Origin of the sequence: Leptospira fluminis, from assembly GCF_004771275.1 — a bacterium.
In the GTDB taxonomy this organism is placed as follows: Bacteria; Spirochaetota; Leptospiria; order Leptospirales; family Leptospiraceae; genus Leptospira_B; species Leptospira_B fluminis.
On sequence record NZ_RQEV01000003.1, the window covers coordinates 689,317 to 711,132 of the forward strand.

Genomic DNA, 21,816 nt, shown 5'->3' on the forward strand with positions numbered 1-21,816 from the left:
TCTATAGGTCGAAACCGTTTTCCGGCTAGGTTTATTCCCTTTTTTTAATTCCGTTTACGAAAAGTCGGACCATCGTTTTGGCCACTTCCTTTGCGTTTCCTCTGTCGATTCCTAAAGTATAGACGAGTTGGCTCTCGTTGACGAGAGTGGAAAAACCGTGGACGATCGACCAGGCAGCCGCTGCGAGTTCTTCGGGGCTAAAATCGGAAACTCCTTTTTCCCTACAAGCCAGGACGGTTTCCCAAAGACGGAGGAAGGACTGTTTACCGGCTTCCTGCAATTCCAATAAATCGTCTTTCGGACCGAGATCCGTATGCCACATAGCCCGGTAATATCCCGGGTTTTCCACGCAAAATGAAACGTAAGCGATTCCGATTTTTTCCAGCCGATCCAGAGGGTCGTCCGCTTTTGCCTCCGCTTCCGCTTTTAGAAACGCTTTCGTAATTCCTAAAAAGCCGTCCTTTGAAATTTCCGCTAAGAGATCCCGGTGCGACGGAAAATGTCTGTATGCGGCAGCGTGGCTTACTCCTGCTTCTCTAGCGATTTCTCTGATTGTGAAAGCGGAATCCTTACTTTCTTTCAATCTTTTGAGGGCCAGAGATTTCAACGTTTCGGCCAAATTTCCATGATGATAAGTCTTTGCCGGTTTGGTGCTTTTTTTTCGAGCCGCCATAAGATTTTCCAAAAATATGTTGACGATGGTAACATTAGGTGTTACCACATGTAACATTCCTGGGCCGTATCGTTTGCAAGGCAAGTCTTTAGCGCTAGGGTTTTTGGGAAAAAAAGGGGGCATCTAGTGACGCCTGAATTGCTTTTTACGATATCGAACCGCTTCGCCTTAGTCGGCTGGATTTTATTGGCGTTCTTTCCGAACCTTAAGATCACCCTAATTTTGGTTCGAAACGGAATTTGGTCCGCACTTTTATCGGTCGGGTATTTGTTGATTCTCGGTACACATTTGGGTGCCGAGGGCGGTTTCCAATCTCTATCGGGTGTATCGACCCTCTTTTCGAATCCCTGGATTCTTTTGGGCGGATGGGTGCATTATCTGGCTTTCGATTTGTTTTTGGGGGTTTGGGAATCGAAGGAGGCGGAATCCATCAAGCTTTCCAGATGGGTCTTGATTCCCTGTTTATTTTTGACGCTCATGTTCGGCCCTATAGGTTTTCTTATTTTTTTCGTTATACGACTGGTTAAAGGAGGCATTCATGTCGGCATATAGCGCACCGTTTTCGGTTTTCGAGGAATCGGGAGGATTTCTTAACGATTTGAGAACTCGCCGTCCGATCTCTTTTTTTGGAGGACTGATCGCCATACTGGTTTTACCTGCGTATCTGGTTCTAATGGCGTTCGACGAAAGAACCGTTTTGGGAATAAATCCATGGATCAAACCCGCTAAGTTCGCGATATCGATTTGGATTTTCAACTGGACGATGGGATGGATTTTGGATCGATTGAACAGCGAATATTCGAAGTTCAAAAGCAAAGCGGAATTATATTTTGCGGTCGCGATGGCCGTAGAATTAAGTTTAATTACTTTGCAAGCTGCTCGCGGAGTGTCTTCCCACTTCAATCAATCCACACCGTTTGACGGGATCGTATACGGAATCATGGGCTTATTCATCTTTCCGGTGATTCCCGTGGCGATTTTAATCGACCGAAAATTCATAAAACCGATTTCCGGATTGGATGATCGAATCGTGCTTTCTATTAGAATGTCCTTATGGATATTCGTGTTCGCATCTCTTGCCGGATCCTATATGAGCGCGATCAACGCACACTCGGTCGGAGTTCCGGATGGAGGAGAGGGAATTCCCTTATTGAACTGGAGCAAGCAAGGCGGGGATTTCAGGATCGCTCACTTTCTAGGGATCCATTCCTTACAGATTCTTCCGATTTTTGCCTGGCTTGCTGTGCGTAAAAATTTGAGTCGTACTAGTGTGCTTGTAACAAGTTTGATTTTCGCGTCTTTGACTTTGGCTTTGTTCGTAAATGCGCTACTAGGTAGACCTTTATACTAGGAAGGAAATTCAGTTTATTTCCTTTCCGTACCGTAATAAAATTTTCCCTGCTTGCGGATCAGGTTGCGAGTCAATAATCCCTCCGCGATGATAAGCAGCCCTTGGGCTGCGCTCCTTTTTTTCTCCTCAGGCGCATCCTGTTCTTTCGCCATCAGTTCGTGTACGAAAGCTCTTCTTTTCGGCTCCAAAACTCCCAACATGGATCCGCATACTTTTTTGTCTCCAATCAGAAACGCGAGGGCGAGGGTCTGGGGCGGGGTTTCGTTGCACAAATAATACAACGCCAGGTTATCGAAAAAGGATAATTCTTCGAAGGATTTTACTGTCTGATCTTCGCTTTCTTCGTGGCTCATGGATTACTCCTGTTCGTTTATCTTGGCGGAAAGGTATTCTACTAGAAATTTGGCGTTCGGTTTTTCACCGGTTGCTTGTTCAATGATTTCTTCCGCCTTCCATCTCTTTCCTTTGGAATGTACGCTCTTTCGAAGCCAATCCAAAAGCGTAGAGGTTTTGCCGGCTTTTAAATCCGATGGGAACTCCGGGTGCTTAGAAAGAAAGGAAGCGTACAATTGTGCGCCGTAGATATTTCCCAAAGTGTATGTCGGAAAATATCCGAATGCACCTCCGCTCCAATGGACGTCCTGCAAGTAACCGCGACTATCGTCCGGAACGTCCACGTTCAAAAGTTCCTTCATTCCTGTGTTCCAAGAATGACTTAGGTCTTTTAAGCTTAATTCTTTTTTGAACATGGCCCTTTCCAAATGAAATCTGAGTATGATATGCAGGTTATAGGTGATCTGGTCGGCTTCTACACGGATCAAGGAAGGTTTGGCTCGGTTGACGAAAGAATAAAGTTTTTGAAGGGGCAACTCCTTTTCGGACAAGCCTACGGAAGCTAAAAAGGAGGGATACACCGCTTCCCAAAATTCCCTGGATCTTCCGATTTGATTTTCCCAAAGTCTACTTTGCGATTCGTGTATTCCCAGGGAGGCAGAATCTTTTAGAGGAGAATATGCACCCGGAATGGAGGAGATTCCCGCTTCGTAAAGCGCGTGGCCAGTCTCGTGGAGAACGGAAAAAACGGAGGATAAAGGATCCGTTTCGTCGTAGCGCGTGGTGATTCGTTTATCGAAAGTTCCGATGGAAGTGGAAAAAGGATGCGCGCTAGAATCCAATCTAAAACAGTCTTTCGGTAAGCCCAGAAGCTCGGGCAACTTTAGGTTAAACGGTAGCTGGGAACTTTCGGGAAAGGCGCCTCGGAAAGGTGGCGGAAAATCCTTGGCCTTAGCGACCAAAGGCACCAAAGATTTTCTAAGGTCTTCGAATAAAATTTCCAAAGATGCGGCGGTGGCACCGGGTTCGTATTCCTCTAACAGACAATCGTAAGGTTCCGTTTCGTAACCCAGATAATCGGTTTTTTGAAACACGAGTTCGATCAGATCGCTCAGAACGGGTAAAAATAGATCCGATTCGTTTTTTCTTCGCGCTTCGATCCAGACGGAATGTGATCGGCTCGCAATGCGGGAAAATTTTTCCACCCATTGTGTGGGTAAGGTGGCAGCTCGATTTCTGTCCTTGGTCAGGATTTCCATTTCGCGGGTTCTCGCTTCCTTACCGGGGAGTTCGGAGCCTGCGTTTTCTTCGATCGCTTCTTCGATAAGTGCTCGAAAGGATTCCCCGGCAAAAGCGTCGTGTGTCATTCCGGATAGCAATCCGATTTGTTCCCCTCTTTCCGTTTGTCCCGCATTCGGGAGGGTGACTTCCATATCCCAATGAAGAAGGCCGAGAATATTTCTGAGATGGCTGATGCGCTCGAACTCTTTTCGATATGAATGAAATTTAGGGAGTTCCTTCTCCCAATTTTGTACTTCCGATTCCCACATACAAAAATCACTCTTTTCGATTGACATCCTCCTCTCCAACAAAAAACTATCCTTAAATTCGTCGCGGGCATGGTGTAATGGCTAGCACCGTAGCCTTCCAAGCTTCTAGTGAGGGTTCGAGTCCCTCTGCCCGCAATTCCTTTCCTTTCGAATTTCTCCCGAACGAAATCCTATAAAAAGAATTTTAAGGCGTGATCCCCGCTTAAAAATTGTAGATCTTTCCAGTCCCAAACTCTTTCGGGATATTCGTCCACGTTTCGGGGACTTCGATTCCATAAAGTCGGGCCCAGATCTACGGATGCGCGAAGGTGAAAAACCACGCTTAAGATACATGTTGCCACCCAAATCGATCGAAGCCAGCTTCCGGGATTCGACTTAGAAAAATCGGGCGACCCTTTTGCCGCAAACCAGAGAAAGAAAGGTACGATTTCCGTAAGTAATCTCGGGCCTACGGAATGACCTCCCCACCACATATCGAAACTGGAAATTAAGAAAAGATGTGCGACGATGCAGGAAAGAAATAACCAAGAAAGGGTCGAGTCCTTTTGTCCTCTAATCTTCAGCATCCCGATCGCGGAAAAAAATAAAAAAGGAGACCAAATCAACAAACCTCGGTTCGGGCTGATCAAAATTCCTGCGAGTCCTTGTCCGAACGTTTCGAATCTGAAAACTCGATCTATGTGATGGGAAAAATAAACGGGAAACAAACTTCCGTATAAGTTTTGATTGAATATCAGATAGGATGCGACCAAGGGCAGGAAAGATAAAAGAATCCAGCTCGCGCGAAGCCTTCGCTTTAGCGAGAAAAATAGAAAGATCGGACCGGAAATCAAAAGAGTCGTAGGTCTTACCCAAACACCGAGTCCGCAAACGAGTCCGACCCAAATCATCGTTCGTATATCGTATTTTCCGCGTAGTAAAAGGAAGAAAAGGGCGCTATTCAGTAGAAGCGCTCCGCTCTGTTGCCATAACGCTCTTCCTCCTGTGGAAAGAGCCGGAGTAGCGAATGCGAATAATAACGAAAAAAGAAGGGCTTTGGATTGACCGAACTTTTCCCGAAAACCCAAAAATACCAACAAAGCAGCGATTCCCATCCAGGCAGCGGCGACGAATTTTCCCGCCTCTAAGGAGTGGTTGAGAATTTCTTTGGATCCGTTGATTTGAGTCATCAAAAATAATTGAGGAAGGGCGAGTAAGGAGGCCCCGATCGGAAAAATATTATAGGACTTCCCGTCGATTTGGACCAATCCGTATCCGCCGAATTCCTTCTGCAATTCGGGATATTCGTCCAGATTTATATTTCCTTGCAGTAAGATGCTCATACTTGTAGGAACGTTCCAGATCGCGTCCGAGCGGGGAACCACCGGCAGAACGACGTTGACTAAAAATACCAGAAAGAATAACGAAAGGCCGAAACGATTTTTCATATTTGGAAAGATCAGGAAGCCGCTTCTTTTTCGAGTCTATCCGCAGCAAAGGACTCTTCCAATTGTTTTACGGCATTCTTGGAAAAAGCGATCAATTGCTTTTCGTCGTGTTTGACTTTGTATTGGCCCATCAACATTTCCTCGTCGTACGCGCGGAATTTCTCAAGTATACGCTCCACTTCGGAAGGCAAAAAGCCCAGCTCCATTAAGGCTTCCCCTCCGATTTCCAGCGACGAAGCGAACGTGTCCCTGCGGATACTGCGGATTCCCAAATCCAACAGTTTAAAATAATGCGCCCTGTTTCTGGCTCTCGCAATAATCTGCAAGTTCGGAAAATGCGCCTTTACCAATTCCGCGATTTTAACGGAGAGATCCATATCTTGGACCGCCAGGATCAATATGTCCGCCTGCTCGGCTCCGGCGGAGATCAATAAGTCCAGTCGACTTGCATCTCCGAAATAAATCTTATACCCGAATTTTCGCGCCACATTTACCTGTTCCGCGTTGTGTTCCAATGCGGTGAATCCGATCCGATGGACATAAAGCATACGACCGATGATTTGTCCCACCCTTCCGAAACCGGCGATGATGACCCGATTTCTCTCCTCGATCACGTCCGGAGGGGTATCCTCTTCGTTACGAAAGAACGGGTCGAAAATCTTTTCCTTTAAGATCGTAAAAAAGGGAGTCAATAACATGGAAACCGTAACGACAACAATGGAATATTCGGAAATCTGCTTTTCTAATATTCCTAGCTGAGCGGAAACGTTTAAAATTACGAAGGCAAATTCTCCTCCTTGCGAAATATTAAAGGATAGATTCAATGCGGATTCCGTACTCAGTCGATTGACCCTTCCGATTACGAAGAGAATCAATCCTTTCACGAACATCAAACCTACGGAAATTCCCAATACGAACCAAGGATTCAGTTTCAGAACGTCGAGATTCATCGACATTCCTACGGCCAAAAAGAACAATCCTAAGAGAAGTCCTTTGAAGGGTTCCAGATTGGCTTCTAATTCGTGTCGGTATTCGGAATCCGCCAATAGTACTCCGCCTAAAAAAGATCCCAAAGCCATGGAGAGTCCGACTTGTTCCATGATCAAAGCCACGCCGAGTACGAGTAGTAGAGAGAGTGCTACGAAAATTTCATGATTTCCCGAAGAAGCTATGATCCGGAACAAGGGTCTTGTAAGAAATCTACCTCCGAGAATGACTAAAAGTATGGCGAATAGGGCCAGAGCGAATTTCGTAAAATCGAAACCGGGATGTTGACCTGTTCCTCCGCCGGAGGCCGCCAGCGGGAGGATTGCCATGATCGGAATTACGGCAAGGTCTTGGAATAATAGGATGGCGAAAGCGGATCTACCTGTCGTAGTGTTTAACTGGTTTTTTTCCGCAAGAGATTGGAGTGCAAAAGCCGTAGAGGAAAGAGAAAAACTGATACCGAGCAATGCGGCAGGGACCCACTCTATGGAAAAGACCCAATGGACGAGATAAGTCAGCGCCACGGAAGATAAAACGACTTGAGTCAGGCCCATTCCGAAGATGGGTTTTCTCAGAATCCATAGGGTCTGAGGCCTAAGTTCTAATCCGATTAGAAAAAGGAGAAGGACCACTCCGAATTCCGCGAAATGCAGGATCTCGGTTCCGCCGGTCACTAAGCGAATTCCGTAAGGACCGATCAAGATTCCGCCGGCGACATAGCCGATGATCGAGCCGATTCCGACTTTTTTAAATACGGGAACGCACAATACGGCGGTCGTTAAGAGAATGATTGCAGTGATCAGAATGCCTTGCTGTTCCATTTTAAAGACCTCGACTCAACTGATAAAAAAGGCGGATCTTAATTTTTCAACGTTTAATGTTAAGTTTTTGTTAGGATTCCGCTCATTTAGAAAAATAAATAGACTTTCGCCGTCCGAAAATAGAGTACTCAAACAGATGATTGCCCGTTTTAGATATCGTCTTCGGAATCGAGAATTTTTTCCCCTGATTCATTTTTATCTCATCATATGCCTTCTCGGGCTTTTCTTCCTAAGCCTTCCTATCCGTTCCGAAGAGAATCGAAGCGTCGACGGGAAAATGAAAACCGAAGAGGAAGCCGAAAAGGAAGTGCATGTGGAAAACGAGGAAAAATCGGAATCCGCGGCAAAAGGGGCGCCGAAAACGGCAGCCAAAGTAAAAGAAAATCCCGCGCTTCCACAAGCGTTTCAGCCTGCCTACGTCGCGCCCCTACCTATTAAGATAGGGTTCTTTGTGGATAGTTATTACAACGCGGATTTTAACAGGCCTAACTCAAAGGAAGCGGCGTATACGACTCAGGCGACTCGAACCAATGAATTCAATATCAATCTCGCATATCTGGATGCTCAGGTTGAAACGGAAAAATTTAGAGCTCGTTTTGCCGTTCAATTCGGAACTTCGGTCGCCGCAAATTACGTCGGCGAAGGTACTACCGGAAAGACCAGCAACGAATTCAGCGTTCGAAACATGCAGGAGGCATACGGAGGTATCAAACTCGGAAAATCCACCTGGTTGGATATGGGGATTTATTTCGGACATATAGGTTACGAGTCCTGGATTTCCCACGATAACTTCGTGTATACCCGATCCTTAGCTTTGGATAACGTTCCTTATTACGTCTCCGGCGCTAGGTTGAGCGGAAGGATAACCAACAAACTCTCATACCAATTGCATTTGGACAACGGTTACCAAGTCGTTACGGATAATAATAAGGACGTTTCAGGCGGGTTCCGTTTGGAATGGACCCCGATTCAGCATTTGATGTTTCGATGGAACACCTTTATGGGGAACGAACAACCGACTCCGATTCCGAAGGAAGTTCGGTATTATAATAATTTTATCGCGGAATGGAAACCTTCCGACACCTTGACCATCGCTTCCTCCTTCGACGTCGGTTATCAAAAAAGAGCCGATGATATGAAGTTGATCTACCTTTCCTCGGGTCCCGCTTATATAGAAGGCAATAGTAAGGCTTATAGGCAACAATACGCGGGAAATCTCTGGATCGGATACCGTTTTCTGCCGGAATGGAGGATCGGCGCACGATTCGAAAGATATGCCGACCGGGAACAGATGATCGTTCAAACGGGAACTAAACACGGGTTTCAAACCGGCGGAGGGACGGCCACTCTGGATTATATTCCTAACGATGCCGTTTTGGTTCGCTTTACCTATCAGTATCGCCATTCCATGGATCCCGTATATCCGAGAGAGGCCGCATCCTCTAAATTAGATAGGCAATTTATTTTTTCCCTATCCATAAAAATCTGATCTTGTAACGCAAAATTTTCCAAAAGGTTGAAAAAATGGATTGTAAGAAATTAAATTGTATGCAATTTAATTATACATAGGAAGGCTATTTACATCCATGGCACAAAATCTATACGAACTTACGGCGACCCTGAATAACGGGCAGGAAAAGAAACTGGGGGATTATCAGGGCAAAGTCCTTTTGATCGTCAATACGGCGAGTCAGTGCGGTTTTACGCCTCAATACAAAGGACTCCAAGCTATGTACGACAAATATAAGGGCGAGGGCTTGGAAATATTGGGCTTTCCCTGCGATCAATTCGGTCATCAAGAACCAGGAAACGATTCGGAAATTCAGAATTTTTGCGAGATGAATTTCGGAGTTCAATTTCCGCTTTTTAAAAAAATAGAAGTAAACGGCGAAGGAACCCATCCCGTTTTCAAATATCTGAAACAAGAAGCTCCGGGTTTTCTGAGTACTTCCATAAAATGGAATTTTACCAAATTTCTGGTGGACAAACAAGGAAAAGTGATTAAGCGTTTTGCACCGATGACTCCGCCCGAAAAAATCGATCAACAGATAAAGGATCTTTTGAAAAAGTGAAAGAAGATCTTTTAAGTCTAGATCGGCAAATTTGTTTTCCGCTCTATGCACTCTCCAGAGTGGTTACGGCTCTATACCGTCCCATTTTGGAAGAGTTCGATCTGACTTATCCCCAATATCTCGTATTACTTGTGCTTTGGGAAAAGGACGGCATTCCTCTAAAAGAAATAGGAGATAAGCTATTGTTGGATTCCGGCACTCTCACTCCTCTTCTAAAAAAGATGGAATCCCAGAAATTGCTGACCCGGGAGAGATCCGAAGAGGACGAGCGGTCTTTGGTCGTAAAGCTGACTACAAAGGGAAGAAACTTCAAAAAGAAGGCGGAGTGTATTCCGGAACGTCTGTTTGCCGATTCGGGTCTTACTCAGGAAAAAGTCGATCGATTAAAGAGATCGTTGGACGATCTTTTGGTAAGACTCGCGCCCAAGTTGGGAAATTCCGCGTGACAAATCCGTTCCTCGGTTAAGAATAGATCCGCTTTAATCCACCTCAGAAGATGGCATAAAAAGGAGTGAGGGATGAAAAAAATTTTTTCTGCGATCCTATTGGTTTCTGCGACTTTATTTTTGGGAACTTGTTCTTCGGAAGAGAAGAAGAGTGAGCCGGCTTACCAACCGAATTCGGATATTCGAGTTGTGGAAGCGAATATGATCAAACAAGGGGATAAGAGGCTGAAAGCCGAAGCCTTATTGGGAACTCCCACAGTGGAGGAAAACACCCAGGACGGTTCCTTATTGGAATGGTATCTCGAATCCACAACTTATCAAAAGAACTCCTATAAGACTCTCGCCGATAAACCTTCTAAGATTTCTCCCGATACGAAATTCATTCGGGTGGTCGTGGATAAAAAAGGCGTAATTACGAAATACGAATATAAACTTTGATATTTCCTTGAGATTTCGAATGATAAAAGAGCCGTGTTCCGCGGCTTTTTTTATTCTATATCGTCCTCTAAAAGATCCAGCCCGGTAAAGCCCAGGATAAAATCCAAAAATTCCGCCACATTAAAACCGATTCTTACTCCGTAGCGAACGCCCAAATATACTTCGATTTGGTATAAAAACGCCAAAGGATAATCGTCCTTGTTTTCGGGGTTTTGGGCCAGGTATGCCTGCAGGGCGTCGTTTTTTTTATCCGGATCCAAACTCTGGACGTATTTTCTAAAGAAGGCCTCTTTCTTTTTTCTCCTTCTTTCGTCTATAGGTATATTATAAAATTGCAAATAACGAAGCGTGTAACTTTTAGCTTTTTGGCGCTCTTCCAAGGTATCCATTTCGGAGTCCGTGCCTTCTGGGTTTTCGGCGTCGGGCAATTCCGGAAAAAGTAATCCGGAATTTTCTCCCGAGCCGGAATCCGTTTTTCCGCTTGGATTCGCGTCGGAAGGCGATCCCGTTACGGTGGGATTTTTTGACGGGAGAGAGTGGAATTTATCGCTTCCTAAAATCCCGAAGATGAGCTGTTGGGAACGATAGCTTCCGAAATTTCCTCCTCGGAGTCCGTAGCCGATTCCCAAGTCCCTTTTTCCCGGGGCACTCTCGCCGCCTTGAAAAACGAAACCTCCCGCCAAGGGACCCAATCTGACTCCTACGCCATAGCCGGGATTTTCCACTCCGAAAGTGAATACGTCCTGCAAATCATTCTTTCTATGCGACCAATATGTGGCACAATCCGTGAAAAGAAGCGCGCAAATGAATGTCGGAATCAATCTAACTAGGATTCGCATGGAAGGAAATGTCGAAAGAAAAGCGATCTTCTTTTTTTCGACTTCGATTTTCTAACTAAACTCGGCGGAGAGTCCGGAAAGGCAACCTGAAAACTCGGAATCGATTTATTGGTTTTCTTGTTTCACTCGGGAGGGAAACTATGCATTTCGTCAGAAAGAGAAATTACGGAAATATTAGATGAACGATGAAGAAATTTTGGAGATCCGTTATCCGAACGTGGCGATTTTCGGGGGAGGACCCATGGGTGTCCAACTGTCCACGATGGTTTCCTCCAAGGCGGATCGCGTCTTCTTATGGTACGGAGATAGAAAAAAGGTCGAGCGGATTCAGAAGGATCGCTCCGTAGAACTTTTGGACGAGAACGTACCTCTTCCCGAAAACGTAACGCCTGTCTATGATACGGATTTCCTAACAGAAGGTCATTGGATCATCATCTCGGCTGTTCCGTCTAGGTTACAGGAAAACGTCATCGATCGTATTTGTTCCTCTCTTTCCGTATCCGAAAATCACGTCATATTATCTTTTACCAAGGGCCTTGTTTCCTCTTCCACCAGAAGAAAGACGGGAAGCGTGACTTTTTCCGATTACGTCACTCATGTGAAGGAAAAGATCGGAAAGCCGGATATAGAGTACGCCGCAGTGGCAGGACCGAATCTTTTAACGGAGATGATTAAAAACCAACACAGTTTTTTTTCGGTGGCTTCTACGGGAAAAAAAGCCTCCTCCATTGTGGAGGATCTTTTTTCGGGCGGGCGAAATCACACCAAGACTTACGAAGACATACGAGCTCTCGAAGTCGTCGGAGTCCTCAAGAATCCCGTTGCGATCGCCTGCGGTATCGCTAGCGGTATTCCGGAATGCGGAAGTAATTTCGAAGGAGAATTGATTCGCCTCGGTTTTTCCGAAATTTTGGACCTACTGAGATCCATGGAGTTATCGACTCAATCCGCAATGGAGTTTGGACTTGCGGATCTGATTTCCACGTCTACTTCCCGCGTTAGTAGGAACCGTGCTTACGGGCAAAGATTCGTCCGGAAACTGATTTCGGGAGAGGAGGAACCGAATCTACTCGAACGGTTGGAATTATTCTTTAATCCGAAGGAATTCATCCAAAGGGAGATGAGCCAGAGCGAATCGCATGTGGAGGGTGCTTACGCTCTTTCCACGATTCTAGATTTGGCTCAGGAAAAAGATCTCTCTTTGCCGTTATTCACCACTTTATTCGAAATTCTGACCAGAAAAGTATCTCCGACGCAGATCATCCGTTTCGTTTCCAAATCCACAAGCGATGAGATTCGGACCATCTCTAAATTCGCCGCCAAGCGTTCGGGATTATCTCTGGCGTCCGGAAAGGAATTCCAATCCGCGCTAAGACGCAGGATTCTGAGGCATATCAATTCGCAACCGGGGATGGCGGATCGTATTTTAAAGCAGGCGGGGTTGCAGATAAAGTCCTTGGAAAAAAGGTACGAAGAAGCCGTGGAAACCAAATCCGCAACGGACCTTGCTTTGCTTCCTAAAGAAATTCAACTTTGGAAGGAAGCGGACCAGGCGTATGGAACTAGAAATGTGCGCGACCTCGAAAAAATCGTGGAATTTTACGTGTCCGAAATCGCGGACGATTACAGACCTTTCTTTCGAGAATCCTTGATTCATCTAGTGGCGCCTACGAGATTCGCGATCGGCGGATTTAAACCGGGAGGCGGTTTGCCTAAAATCGGAGGCTGCGTCAAAGAGGTGAAATCCCTCGCGTCTCGCTACGATATTCTATATACTCCGACTCATCGTTCCCATTTGGATTCCATCGAAGTCGCGTTCGGATTAAGATGGTTGGGCTTGCCCGTTCCTAGATACGCGGCCGATAAAAAGGTCATGGGTACGCCCGGTTTGGCGCGCGTGCTTAAATCTCTAGGAGCGTACATGGTGGATAGAAAGAGAAATCGAAATCTTCTTTATCTGGATTGTCTTACCCAATATTCGACCATGATGCTGGAGGCGGGGATTCCCACCCTCGTTTATCCCGAAGGCACGAGATCCAGGACGGGAGGAATCATCCCGATCAAAACGGGAATTCTTTCCACTTCGGTAGACGCGTTTAAGAGGACCGGGAGCGAAGTGATCGTGGTTCCCATCGTCCTTTCCTACGAGAACGTGCCGGAAGATACTGAATTTGCAGGGAGCGAAGAACGTCTTTCCTTTAAGGATTTTCTTTTTAAGAGGACGGAGGTATACATGGACCTTTGCGAGCCGATTCCGGTCTCCAGGTACATCCACGAGGACGATCCGACCCTGTCTATATCGCTTGAAATCACTCGATCCTGGCAGGCACATCATCGTATTCTGCCGAACCAATTGATCGCAAAGTTGATCGTCCAAGAAGGCGGAGAAGTCGCGATCCCGGACCTAAGTTCTCTCGTATCGGAAGTCATTCTTTCTAGAAAAGGGAATTACTTAACCAGAGAAGTGGACGAGATCGTGAGCCGCGGAACGAAAGTACTGAAGTCCCGCGGATTCATTTCCATAGAGAATGATATCGTCAAAACCGAGGAAGCGGCACTGTTGGAATATTACGGAAATATGGTGCCTGATCCTACGTAAGTTTCTTAATCCACCTTGATTTTGGAAGCGATCAGGGTAGCTCTTTTTCGGAGAGAAGATAGCGACTCCTCCTTGCTCGAATACGATAGGGCTACTCCCATTCTTCTATACTTTCTTGTGGTCGGTTTCCCGAAGATTCTCAGATCGGACTCGGGCATTTCCGAGACTATGTCCAGGCCGCTTACGATCGGAATTTTTCCGTCCGATTCCGAAAGAACCACGGCGCTTGCACCTCTGCGAACCAGGATGATCTCCGGAATCGGAAGTCCCAACACTGCGCGCAAATGCAGTTCGAATTCGTTGAAATTCTGGGTTCCGGCAAGAGTAACCATTCCGGTATCGTGAGGTCTCGGAGAAAGTTCGGAAAAGTATACATCGTCCTTGGTCAAAAAGAATTCCACTCCCCAAATTCCGGAACCTCCAAGTTCCTTCGTGACTTTGGCGGACATTTCCTGGGCGATTTTGAGTTGTCGATCCGAAACCTCGGCAGGTTGCCAGCTTTCCTGGTAATCTCCGCGTTCTTGGCGGTGACCGATAGGAGGACAAAAGAGAGTTTTGCCGGATTTTTGGGTGACCGTGAGAAGGGTAATTTCGGACTCGAAGCGTATGAATTCCTCAACGATGATTTCCGAGGCTCCGGTCCTTCCTTTCGTCTGCGAGGCGACCCATGCGGATTCTATCTCGCCTTCGGTCCAGATTATGGATTGACCCTTTCCGGAAGAGGACATCAGAGGTTTAACTACACAAGGAATACCGAGCGTTTTCGTCGCTTGCTTGAGTTCCTCTAAACTGGATGCGTAAGAGAACTTAGCCGTTTTTAAGCCCAGCGTTCCTGCTGCCAGGTCCCGAATCGATTTTCGGTTCATCGTAAAATTAGCGGCCTTCGCGCTGGGAACTACATGGATTCCTTTTTTTTCGTAATCATAAAATCGTTCCGTACGTATGGCTTCTATTTCAGGGACGATGATATCCGGATTGTGCTTCTCTACGATCCTGTCCAGGGCGGTTCCGTCCAACATGTCTATAATCTCCCTTTCATGGGACACTTGCATGGCGGGTGCATTGTCATAACTGTCCACTGCGACGATGTGTTGGCCTAACCTTTGAGCTGCTATTGCGAATTCCTTTCCGAGTTCGCCGGAACCGAGAAGAAGTATTTTCTTTTTCATAGTTTGAGGAAAGGATTTCCGGGGGGTAGGGAAGATGGGAAGAAAAAACCGCCTCGCAGCAAAGAATTAAAAACCCAAACGCCAGTACGCCAGCCCTCGAATTCCGAATTCGCGGACGAGTATAGTCCAGTCCGTTTCATCAACGATCAGGCTGGAAATCTCGGATCCGTTTTCGAGAACGTGAATTCCGTCTTGCTTCCGGCCGAACTCCGTCATTTTACGGGTAGAGGAATTTCGAGTGATGATGTCCGGCTTTTTCCGATTCGTCTTCCAGGAATAACCGTAGAGCGGGATCCCGAGCCAAATCTGTGCCGGGGAATAGCTCTTAAGCAAGAACGTTAAATTCTCCTTGGTCCAAGACAACCCCGTTACCGGTCCCGGTTTCGTTTTCGGAGAATGCAAGTCGTAGGACATTAAAACCACCTCGTCAACCGAATTGATCCGGGATATTTCCGAATGAAATCCCGAAGGTTCGTGGGAAAACCCTATCTGAGGAAAGAGAGCAATCGTAAGTTTTTTGTTTTCCTTGCGAAAAGCAGGAAGAAACTCTTCGAGTAGGATTCTGAAATCATCCGCGGAAGAGGGCGGCAATCCTTCCAGATCCAAGTGAATCCCGGAGTATTTCGGGTACTTCTTCAAAAAGCCAAGTAGGTTTTCGAGAAATGCCTTTCTCCGGTTTTCCGATTTTAAAAGATGAATTCCCGCGGTTTTAGAGGAAAAAGTAAACAAAGGGATCCACCACACCCCTTTCGCGATTCCGGAGTTTAATCTAGACGCAGGTATTTCGATCCAAGTTATCTTTCCGTCTTTTTCGACCTTCCCTCCTGTAAAGCAGATTGTTACATTTTCCTGAAATCTACTCTGCCAATCAAAATCGTTCTTTTTCAGGTCGTCACCGATCGCATAGTACCATACATGCGGGTAAGATTTTGCGGCCAGGGGACATAGAAAAAAAAGGAAGGTGAGAAATATGCGCACATAAGTAAAAGAAAAGCGTCTCATTTCTTCGTCCTGTAATATTAAGGAAACCTATTCGGGATTTTTCTTCAATCCTGATTGTTCGTCCTCCGATTTTAATTAGAGGGACCCGAATGAACGAATCGGGAAGGATACGAACCGATGGCTCTCACGAATATTCGTAATGAGGAGTTGATCCGAGACGGATTGGAAAGACTGGGCCTGCTTTCCCCTTCTAAAAAGGTGGAAGTGGCCTTTCATTCTTCCAGTCTTTTCGAGCTCTATTCCGTAAGTTTTCGGGACGGATCTAGAGTGGCCGTCAAAGTCATTCCTAAAAAGGAAATGGCGGAAACGGAAGCGGAAGGCCTGGAACAGCTTTGTCGTCTAGGAGTTCGGGTGCCGGAGTGTTTCGGGACGGTGGACCTGGGAAAGGTTTCCTTATTGGCTATGGAATTCGTAGAAATCGGTTCCGGAGCCGGATTTCGAGAAGATCTGATCGCAAGCTTAAAGAACCTCTATCGTAGGGAATTCGGTTCCTGGGGATGGAAGCGGGATAATTTCGTCGGATCTCTTCCGCAGAAAAACGGCTGGTTTTCCAACTTCGACGAATTCTTTTGGCAGGTCCGTTTAAAGCCGCAACTCGACCTGGCGCAGGGTAGGAAACTTCTCACCGAAAAAGACATTCAGTCCGTTCGTAACGTTTTTGAAAAATTCTCGATCGAATGGGGATTTAACAGGGTTCAACCTAGATTGATTCACGGAGATCTTTGGTCCGGAAATATTTTGCAGGGAAAAAACGGACATGCCTATCTGATCGATCCCTCGGTCTCGTATTCTCATCCGGAACAGGATCTGGCCATGCTTCAACTTTTCGGTAGTCCTTTGAATTTGGAAGAGATGCAGGACATCTTATCCACATCGGGTTTGGACGATCCGGGAAATCTTAAGGATCGAATTCAGTTCTGGCAAATCTATCCCATTCTAGTCCATATAAATCTTTTCGGAGCTTCTTACTTAACGAGTCTCCGACATATTCTTCGTTACTACGGGGCAAATTAATAGTTTTCTTGAAGGATTCATCCTGTACCTGTCTATGGGAAGAAGAGATCGTTTTTCGGAGAAGACCCGGTTGGCCAAAGTAGTAAAAAACGGAAAATCCGCGGAACCTTCTCCCAAGTCTAAACCATTAGGGTTGGAACCTAGAAAAGCTCCTTCCCAAAAAAGAGCAATCCAGCGAGTTCAATATATTTTGGATATTGTAGCTTCGTTATTGGACGAAGTTGGAGCCGAAGCGATCACGACGAATCTGATCGCGCAGAAAGCCGGGATTCCTATCGGCTCCTTGTACCAATATTTTCCGAACAAACATGCCATCCTGAACGCTGTCGGAAAAAGACATCTGGAACGTGTCAACGAGATGTTTATCGGTTTTCTCACCGTGAAAGTGGATGAGAAGGGTTGGCCGGAATTGATAGACAAGGTGATCGACGCATTTGCACATCTATATCTTACGGAACCCGGGTTTGTACCTCTTTGGTCGAATATTAAATTGGATCCAGAGTTGGAGGAGATCGATCGGGAAAACAACCGTTTTATCGCGACCAATGTTTCGGATCTGTTTTCGAAAATCGTTCCCGGAATGAAGGACAATCCGGAAGGCGAAATCATTTCCCGGATCATCGTGGAAGTGACGGATTCGGTTTTGTCCCGTTGGCTTAGGGAAAAAAACGATCGAACACTTGCCGAGAGAATGTTACGGGAATTGAAGGTGATGTTGAAAGCGTACTTGAACCACTTTATAAATGAGGGTAAGAAGTGAGGGCCTTTTTATTCGAATTTCCTTTAACCGCCTCCTTTGTTCTTCTCATTTCGATTTCTCAAATCGTTTTAAACGCCTTCGTACCTCGCGAAATTTTGGAGGATTTTTTTATCAGCCGTCCGGGCGAGTTCTATCCTTGGAAATGGATCGGCATGGCTTTTTTGCACGCCGATGCCACTCATCTGTTTTGGAATATGCTGTTTTTATTTTTTTTAGGTCGTATTGTGGAATACAAGGTCGGAATCGGAAAGTGGCTGCTTTTCTTTTTTATGGGCGCCTTTATTTCGGGTTTCCTGGATTCTCTGGTGAGGGGATTGTTCTTGGACGATTCCGGCCCCGCGGTCGGAGCTTCGGGAGCGATCTCGGGTTTGGCGGCGGTGGCGGCGCTTTTGTCTCCGTTCTCGATTCGAATTCGAAAGCGTAACTATCCCTTTCCCGTTTTCGCCTTGGCATGGGTCATGGTATACTCGGATATCACGAATTTATTTGCCAGGGATCAAGTGGCACATTGGGCTCATTTGGGAGGATTTCTTTCGGTCGTCTTTGCCGCTTACTTCCTGAATCATAAGGAACGAAAACAGTTACATACCGGATTCATTCTGAATCTTGTGTTCGTGATTCTACTGCTTATATTGGGTTTTTTTGTCGGAGGACGTTGATTGGAATTTTTGGAATTTTCCGCCTTCGATTATCATCGGGACGACACGTTTACCCGATCCACGTATAGAGTCGAAGGTTCGGAACGGGACGGTTGGGAGATTCTAAGAAACGGAGAATCCTATCTGACTCTAGGAAAAGGATATCGCCTTCTCAAAACGGAATTGTGCGGCGTCTGTTCGACGGATTTGGATCGACGGTTTCTTCCATTTCCTCTTCCGCAAGTGATCGGTCACGAGGTGATCGCATCGGATCCCGAAACGGGGAAAAAATTCGCATTGGAAATCAACGACACAGCGACCGCTCGCGGGGAAGGTCCGGATATTTTCGCCCGACGCGGACTCTTTACCCATAGCCCTGACCGGCAAGTTCTCGGAATCGATCGATTGCTCGGAGGATTCGGACCTTACGTACTCGCTCCGATCGGTACTATGGTGGAAATCGGATCCTTGTCCGATTCGGAAGCGGTTCTTCTGGAACCTTTTTCCGCTTCTTTCCATGCCGTTGAAACTTCTTTGCAACGCCTCGGTTCGAATCCGAAACGAATTGCCGTACTAGGCCCAAGGAGATTGGGTTCTTTGCTTATTGGGGCTTTGGACTTGTATCGTCGCAACCATGGATCGGATTTCAGCATCTCGTCCGTCGTTAAACGAGAAGCGTTAAAAGACATTTCTTTCAGTGCGGGAGCGGACGAAGTTTTCGTTTTTGACGGACTTGATTCCGGAACTTCTCCAGATTTGTCGGGAAAAAAATTCCTGAAAAAAGGAATCTCCGAGTCTCTGCGTTGGATGGACTTGAAAAACGAATTCGACCTGGTATTCGACACCACGGGAGCCGTTAGGGGGCTGGAAGTTTCGATGGAACTGACTCCTATGGCGATTCATCGAAAAACGACGAACGGTCAGGCTTCCTTAGGAATCAAAAATCTAACGGAACTGGTGGTAGACGAACTTACGATAGCGCCGTTACGGGAGGATTTTTGGAATCTTTGCTGGGGGATCCGACCTTCGGACAGGCAGGTTTGGGTGTTTTTGGAGGAAAAGGTGATTTTATCTTCCGCAGAAGAACTCTTACTTGCGAAGGCACGAGAAAAAGGGATCCGTTTTTTTTCCGGCTCCTTGACTGCTGCGACCAATTTCTCGGCTTCTCCCGAATTTACCGGAGATCTAGGACGTTTCGATTTTGCCATTGTCTCTTCTCTCTCGGCCATAGACTCCGTGATTCGTCCGGGTAAAGCGGATGGTCCGTCTCTTCTTCGACCGAGAGGATCGATTCTTGTTCCGAGAATGAACGAAACGCAGGACCGGTTCATGGATTGGATCGGAAACGGAGGAAATTTGCAATCCAGTCGATGCGGAGATTTTCGAAGAACTCTTTCCGCTCTGGATTCTCAACCAGGATTTTTGATGGGATTGTCCCGGCTTTTGATTGCCGCCGAATTTTCCGGGGAGGAAGTTCCTGAGGCTTACGTCGAGGCCAGAAAACCGGATTCCATAAAAGTGGTTGTCAGGCACGGTTCGTACGGACCGACTAACCCTAGTTCTTCCAGGAGGGAAAATTTTTGACCCGTCACGGTTTCTTTCAGATTACCCAAAAAGTATTTTTAAGAAGGGGAGCCGAACTGTTGGTCTTACGAGATCGTAAGTCCGGGTTCGGCGATTTACCCGGCGGTAGAATGAATGAGGACGAATTTTACGGCGATTGGCTGGACAGTCTTTCTCGGGAACTGAAGGAAGAAATGGGAACGTCCTGCAAACTTCGGATCCGTCCTAATCCGATCTTCGTCCATAAACACCGCGTAAGCGAGGGGAATCATCCGTGTATTATTCTTGCCTATCATGCTGAATTTTTGGAAGGAGAAATCGTTCTCTCCGATGAACACGATTATATCGCGTGGGTAAACGCGGAAACCTATGATCCGAGAGGGCTATTTTATGAATACATGTTGGATGCGATGCTTCTCTACCAAAAGGATTTCCTCCCTCTTTTGAAGGATAAAAATTTTCTCGAAGGAGGACGGATTCTGTGAGTCCATTTTGGAAAAACGCCATTTTATCCATTTTTTTAATTCCAATATTTTTAATCGTAGGTTGGATTCTTTCCGGAACTGAGATTTCGGAGGAGGAATTTTCTCCCTTGGACGGAAAGCGGGAAATTCGAGCGGAGTCTTCCGGATACAATCGCAGGGCTGGCAATTTATTGCTCGTTCAACTAGAATTCGATCCCAAATATTATTCGAGAGAGGATAGATTTCGCTCTTGGCTGGAAAAACCGCTTCTTTTAGCGAAAGAGAAAGGTTGGCTGGACAAGACTACTTTAGTGGTCTATCCTGCAGAAATCGGAAATTACCTTTTTTTGTTAAACCAGAGAAAGGAAATCTTTACCACAGAAAATGAAATCGAGGCCTGGAATTCTTCTTTGCGGTTTTCCAGGTTGTCCCCTTTTCGGGTTGGTGTCGCCGTCTTTTCCGAAGAAGAGACTCGATTTAAAATCGCAAAAAAATCCGAAGAAGCTTACGAAAGGATTTTTTCCGAACTCTCTAAATTGTATGGAGTCCACATTCTAGCGGGAACGATCGCTTTGCCCGGACCGAAAATGACCGAGAAAGGGTTAGAGATCCATCCGGGAAACTGGGAGGAGCGCGGATTCTTGTTCGGACCCGATGGAAAAATCTACGCCGCTTCGACTCCGCGAAAGAAAGTGAGAGCAGGTTCCGTCTCTTCCGAATTGGTTGCCGGAGCCGACTCCGTTCAAGAAGAGTTATGGGTCGCTTCTCCACCTTTTGCGAAAGTAGGAATTCTTTTCGGAAATGGGATCCGGATTCCCGAAACGGAAGATGCGGTCAAAAAGACTTTCGTTTCCAGGTGGGTCGTTTTTGGAGCTCAGGAAGGAGACGGTCAGGTTCGGGATTGGTTTTCCAAAGCGGGATTCGAATCTAGCGGTCAGGTTTTATTTTCCGGATCGATTTGGAAGGAAACATTTTCCGGAGCGAGCTTTATCAAGACTAGATACGGAAATCTAGAGCCTAAGGAAGGTCCGAAAGGACCCGCATTGTTGAACCTATATTTATAATTTTAGAATTATTTTCTTTTAACGATCGAAACAGTTTCTTTTCGATCAATGGATTTTGCGGTTCGCTTCCAGGATTGCGTTTTCCAATAAATGCCTCGGAGGAATTCCGGAAAGTTTTCCGGATTCGTTTTTGTAAAGCCTGCAGGAATTGCCTCCGGGACCTTCGGTGCCTTCTTCGATATCCTTTCCGTCTATTAGGATCGTTGGGGACGAGAGGTTTTTTGCGAAATTCGGAGCATTTGGATCGTCCTTATCTATCTCGATGATATCCGTGAGAATTCCGTGCGTGAGTAAGATATTTTCTATTAGCCTTTTGGTAGTTTCTTTGTTCGGACAAGTCGTTTCATAGACCAGTTGAATTTCCATTTTTCCCTCCATCGAATGCGATTGCGTCGCGGTCGTAGTGTATTGCGAAGCGGCATAGAATCTATAGTGCTTGGAATGCGTTCGTCTATGGCTTGATCGATGTCGTTTAACAGTAAGATTTTTGATTTTTACTATAACGCAATCTAGTTTGTTGACAGCGTCTGAAATCTGTTACAAACGTTTTACAAACAACTAATTTAGGATTGCATGCCGCGCCATTTCCTGACTGCATCTTCTAAA

At 46.2% G+C, this 21,816-nt stretch carries 22 protein-coding genes and 1 tRNA gene; 14 read left to right on the forward strand and 9 right to left on the reverse strand.

The features are described 5' to 3' along the window. Positions 1-31: 31 nt before the first annotated feature. A complete protein-coding gene (locus EHO61_RS05090; RefSeq protein WP_246032007.1) occupies positions 32-721 on the reverse strand; it encodes a TetR/AcrR family transcriptional regulator in 690 nt (229 codons plus the stop codon). 78 nt (positions 722-799) lie between these two features. On the opposite strand from EHO61_RS05090, the gene EHO61_RS05095 reads away from it, so the two are divergent. Continuing rightward, positions 800-1,225, forward strand: coding sequence for an ABA4-like family protein (locus EHO61_RS05095; protein ID WP_135812511.1), 426 nt, complete (start codon positions 800-802; stop codon positions 1,223-1,225). After that, positions 1,212-2,024 carry a hypothetical protein gene (locus tag EHO61_RS05100; RefSeq protein WP_135812512.1) on the forward strand — a complete coding sequence of 271 codons (813 nt, stop codon included), beginning with the start codon at positions 1,212-1,214 and terminating at the stop codon, positions 2,022-2,024. The genes EHO61_RS05095 and EHO61_RS05100 overlap by 14 nt, the downstream gene beginning before the upstream one ends. A 14-nt stretch (positions 2,025-2,038) precedes the next feature. Here the strand turns inward: EHO61_RS05100 and EHO61_RS05105 are convergent, their stop codons facing one another. Both EHO61_RS05105 and EHO61_RS05110 read right to left on the reverse strand, forming a co-directional pair. Continuing rightward, the gene (locus EHO61_RS05105; protein WP_135812513.1) at positions 2,039-2,377 is read right to left on the reverse strand and encodes a hypothetical protein; all 339 of its coding nucleotides are present in this window, start codon (positions 2,375-2,377) and stop codon (positions 2,039-2,041) included. Between the two features lie 3 nt (positions 2,378-2,380). Continuing rightward, entirely contained in the window at positions 2,381-3,934 is a 1,554-nt protein-coding gene (locus EHO61_RS05110; RefSeq protein ID WP_342776044.1) for a carboxypeptidase M32, read from the reverse strand. 36 nt (positions 3,935-3,970) lie between these two features. On the opposite strand from EHO61_RS05110, the gene EHO61_RS05115 reads away from it, so the two are divergent. Then, positions 3,971-4,042 (forward strand) — tRNA-Gly (locus EHO61_RS05115). A 35-nt stretch (positions 4,043-4,077) separates the two neighbouring features. Here EHO61_RS05115 and EHO61_RS05120 read toward each other — a convergent pair. Beyond that, entirely contained in the window at positions 4,078-5,334 is a 1,257-nt protein-coding gene (locus EHO61_RS05120; protein WP_246032008.1) for a glycosyltransferase family 39 protein, read from the reverse strand. Between the two features lie 11 nt (positions 5,335-5,345). Then, complete coding sequence (locus tag EHO61_RS05125) at positions 5,346-7,142, reverse strand: monovalent cation:proton antiporter-2 (CPA2) family protein (protein ID WP_135812515.1); 1,797 nt, start codon at positions 7,140-7,142, stop codon at positions 5,346-5,348. 277 nt (positions 7,143-7,419) lie between these two features. Between EHO61_RS05125 and EHO61_RS05130 the strand changes: the two genes are divergently transcribed. From EHO61_RS05130 to EHO61_RS05145, 4 genes are all read left to right on the forward strand, one after another. Further along, complete coding sequence (locus EHO61_RS05130; protein ID WP_246032009.1) at positions 7,420-8,631, forward strand: porin; 1,212 nt, start codon at positions 7,420-7,422, stop codon at positions 8,629-8,631. A gap of 97 nt (positions 8,632-8,728) precedes the next feature. Beyond that, positions 8,729-9,214 carry a glutathione peroxidase gene (locus EHO61_RS05135; RefSeq protein ID WP_135812517.1) on the forward strand — a complete coding sequence of 162 codons (486 nt, stop codon included), beginning with the start codon at positions 8,729-8,731 and terminating at the stop codon, positions 9,212-9,214. Then, positions 9,211-9,660 (forward strand): MarR family winged helix-turn-helix transcriptional regulator, encoded by a 450-nt coding sequence (locus EHO61_RS05140; RefSeq protein WP_135812518.1) that lies wholly within the window; start codon positions 9,211-9,213, stop codon positions 9,658-9,660. The genes EHO61_RS05135 and EHO61_RS05140 overlap by 4 nt, the downstream gene beginning before the upstream one ends. Before the next feature lie 72 nt (positions 9,661-9,732). Next, positions 9,733-10,098 carry an LIC13410 family lipoprotein gene (locus EHO61_RS05145; protein WP_135812519.1) on the forward strand — a complete coding sequence of 122 codons (366 nt, stop codon included), beginning with the start codon at positions 9,733-9,735 and terminating at the stop codon, positions 10,096-10,098. 50 nt (positions 10,099-10,148) lie between these two features. On the opposite strand, the gene EHO61_RS05150 is transcribed toward EHO61_RS05145, so the two are convergent. Beyond that, entirely contained in the window at positions 10,149-10,937 is a 789-nt protein-coding gene (locus EHO61_RS05150) for an LIC13411 family adhesin (protein WP_135812520.1), read from the reverse strand. A gap of 178 nt (positions 10,938-11,115) precedes the next feature. Here EHO61_RS05150 and EHO61_RS05155 point away from each other — a divergent pair, with 178 nt between their 5' ends. Beyond that, positions 11,116-13,536 (forward strand): 1-acyl-sn-glycerol-3-phosphate acyltransferase, encoded by a 2,421-nt coding sequence (locus tag EHO61_RS05155; protein ID WP_135812521.1) that lies wholly within the window; start codon positions 11,116-11,118, stop codon positions 13,534-13,536. A 5-nt stretch (positions 13,537-13,541) separates the two neighbouring features. Here EHO61_RS05155 and purT read toward each other — a convergent pair whose 3' ends face one another. Then, positions 13,542-14,705, reverse strand: a complete 1,164-nt coding sequence (purT, locus tag EHO61_RS05160; protein WP_135812522.1) for a formate-dependent phosphoribosylglycinamide formyltransferase — start codon at positions 14,703-14,705, stop codon at positions 13,542-13,544. A gap of 66 nt (positions 14,706-14,771) precedes the next feature. Further along, positions 14,772-15,707: a glycosyl hydrolase family 18 protein gene (locus tag EHO61_RS05165; protein WP_135812523.1), complete on the reverse strand. Its 936-nt coding sequence runs from the start codon at positions 15,705-15,707 to the stop codon at positions 14,772-14,774. Between the two features lie 117 nt (positions 15,708-15,824). Here EHO61_RS05165 and EHO61_RS05170 point away from each other — a divergent pair, with 117 nt between their 5' ends. Genes EHO61_RS05170 through EHO61_RS05195 form a run of 6 tightly spaced genes read left to right on the forward strand, consistent with a single transcriptional unit; the run spans position 15,825 to position 21,210 of the window. Then, entirely contained in the window at positions 15,825-16,721 is an 897-nt protein-coding gene (locus EHO61_RS05170; RefSeq protein ID WP_135812524.1) for a fructosamine kinase family protein, read from the forward strand. A gap of 34 nt (positions 16,722-16,755) precedes the next feature. Next, a complete protein-coding gene (locus tag EHO61_RS05175) occupies positions 16,756-17,481 on the forward strand; it encodes a TetR/AcrR family transcriptional regulator (RefSeq protein WP_135812525.1) in 726 nt (241 codons plus the stop codon). Then, positions 17,478-18,140, forward strand: a complete 663-nt coding sequence (locus EHO61_RS05180) for a rhomboid family intramembrane serine protease (RefSeq protein ID WP_135812526.1) — start codon at positions 17,478-17,480, stop codon at positions 18,138-18,140. Before EHO61_RS05175 ends, EHO61_RS05180 begins: the two co-directional genes overlap by 4 nt. Beyond that, positions 18,141-19,703 (forward strand): MDR/zinc-dependent alcohol dehydrogenase-like family protein, encoded by a 1,563-nt coding sequence (locus EHO61_RS05185; protein WP_135812527.1) that lies wholly within the window; start codon positions 18,141-18,143, stop codon positions 19,701-19,703. Next, complete coding sequence (locus EHO61_RS05190) at positions 19,700-20,167, forward strand: NUDIX domain-containing protein (RefSeq protein WP_135812528.1); 468 nt, start codon at positions 19,700-19,702, stop codon at positions 20,165-20,167. The genes EHO61_RS05185 and EHO61_RS05190 overlap by 4 nt, the downstream gene beginning before the upstream one ends. Further along, the gene (locus EHO61_RS05195) at positions 20,164-21,210 is read left to right on the forward strand and encodes a hypothetical protein (RefSeq protein ID WP_135812529.1); all 1,047 of its coding nucleotides are present in this window, start codon (positions 20,164-20,166) and stop codon (positions 21,208-21,210) included. The genes EHO61_RS05190 and EHO61_RS05195 overlap by 4 nt, the downstream gene beginning before the upstream one ends. Positions 21,211-21,255: 45 nt before the next feature. Here the strand turns inward: EHO61_RS05195 and EHO61_RS05200 are convergent, their stop codons facing one another. Beyond that, complete coding sequence (locus tag EHO61_RS05200; RefSeq protein WP_135812530.1) at positions 21,256-21,576, reverse strand: hypothetical protein; 321 nt, start codon at positions 21,574-21,576, stop codon at positions 21,256-21,258. Positions 21,577-21,816 lie beyond the last annotated feature (240 nt).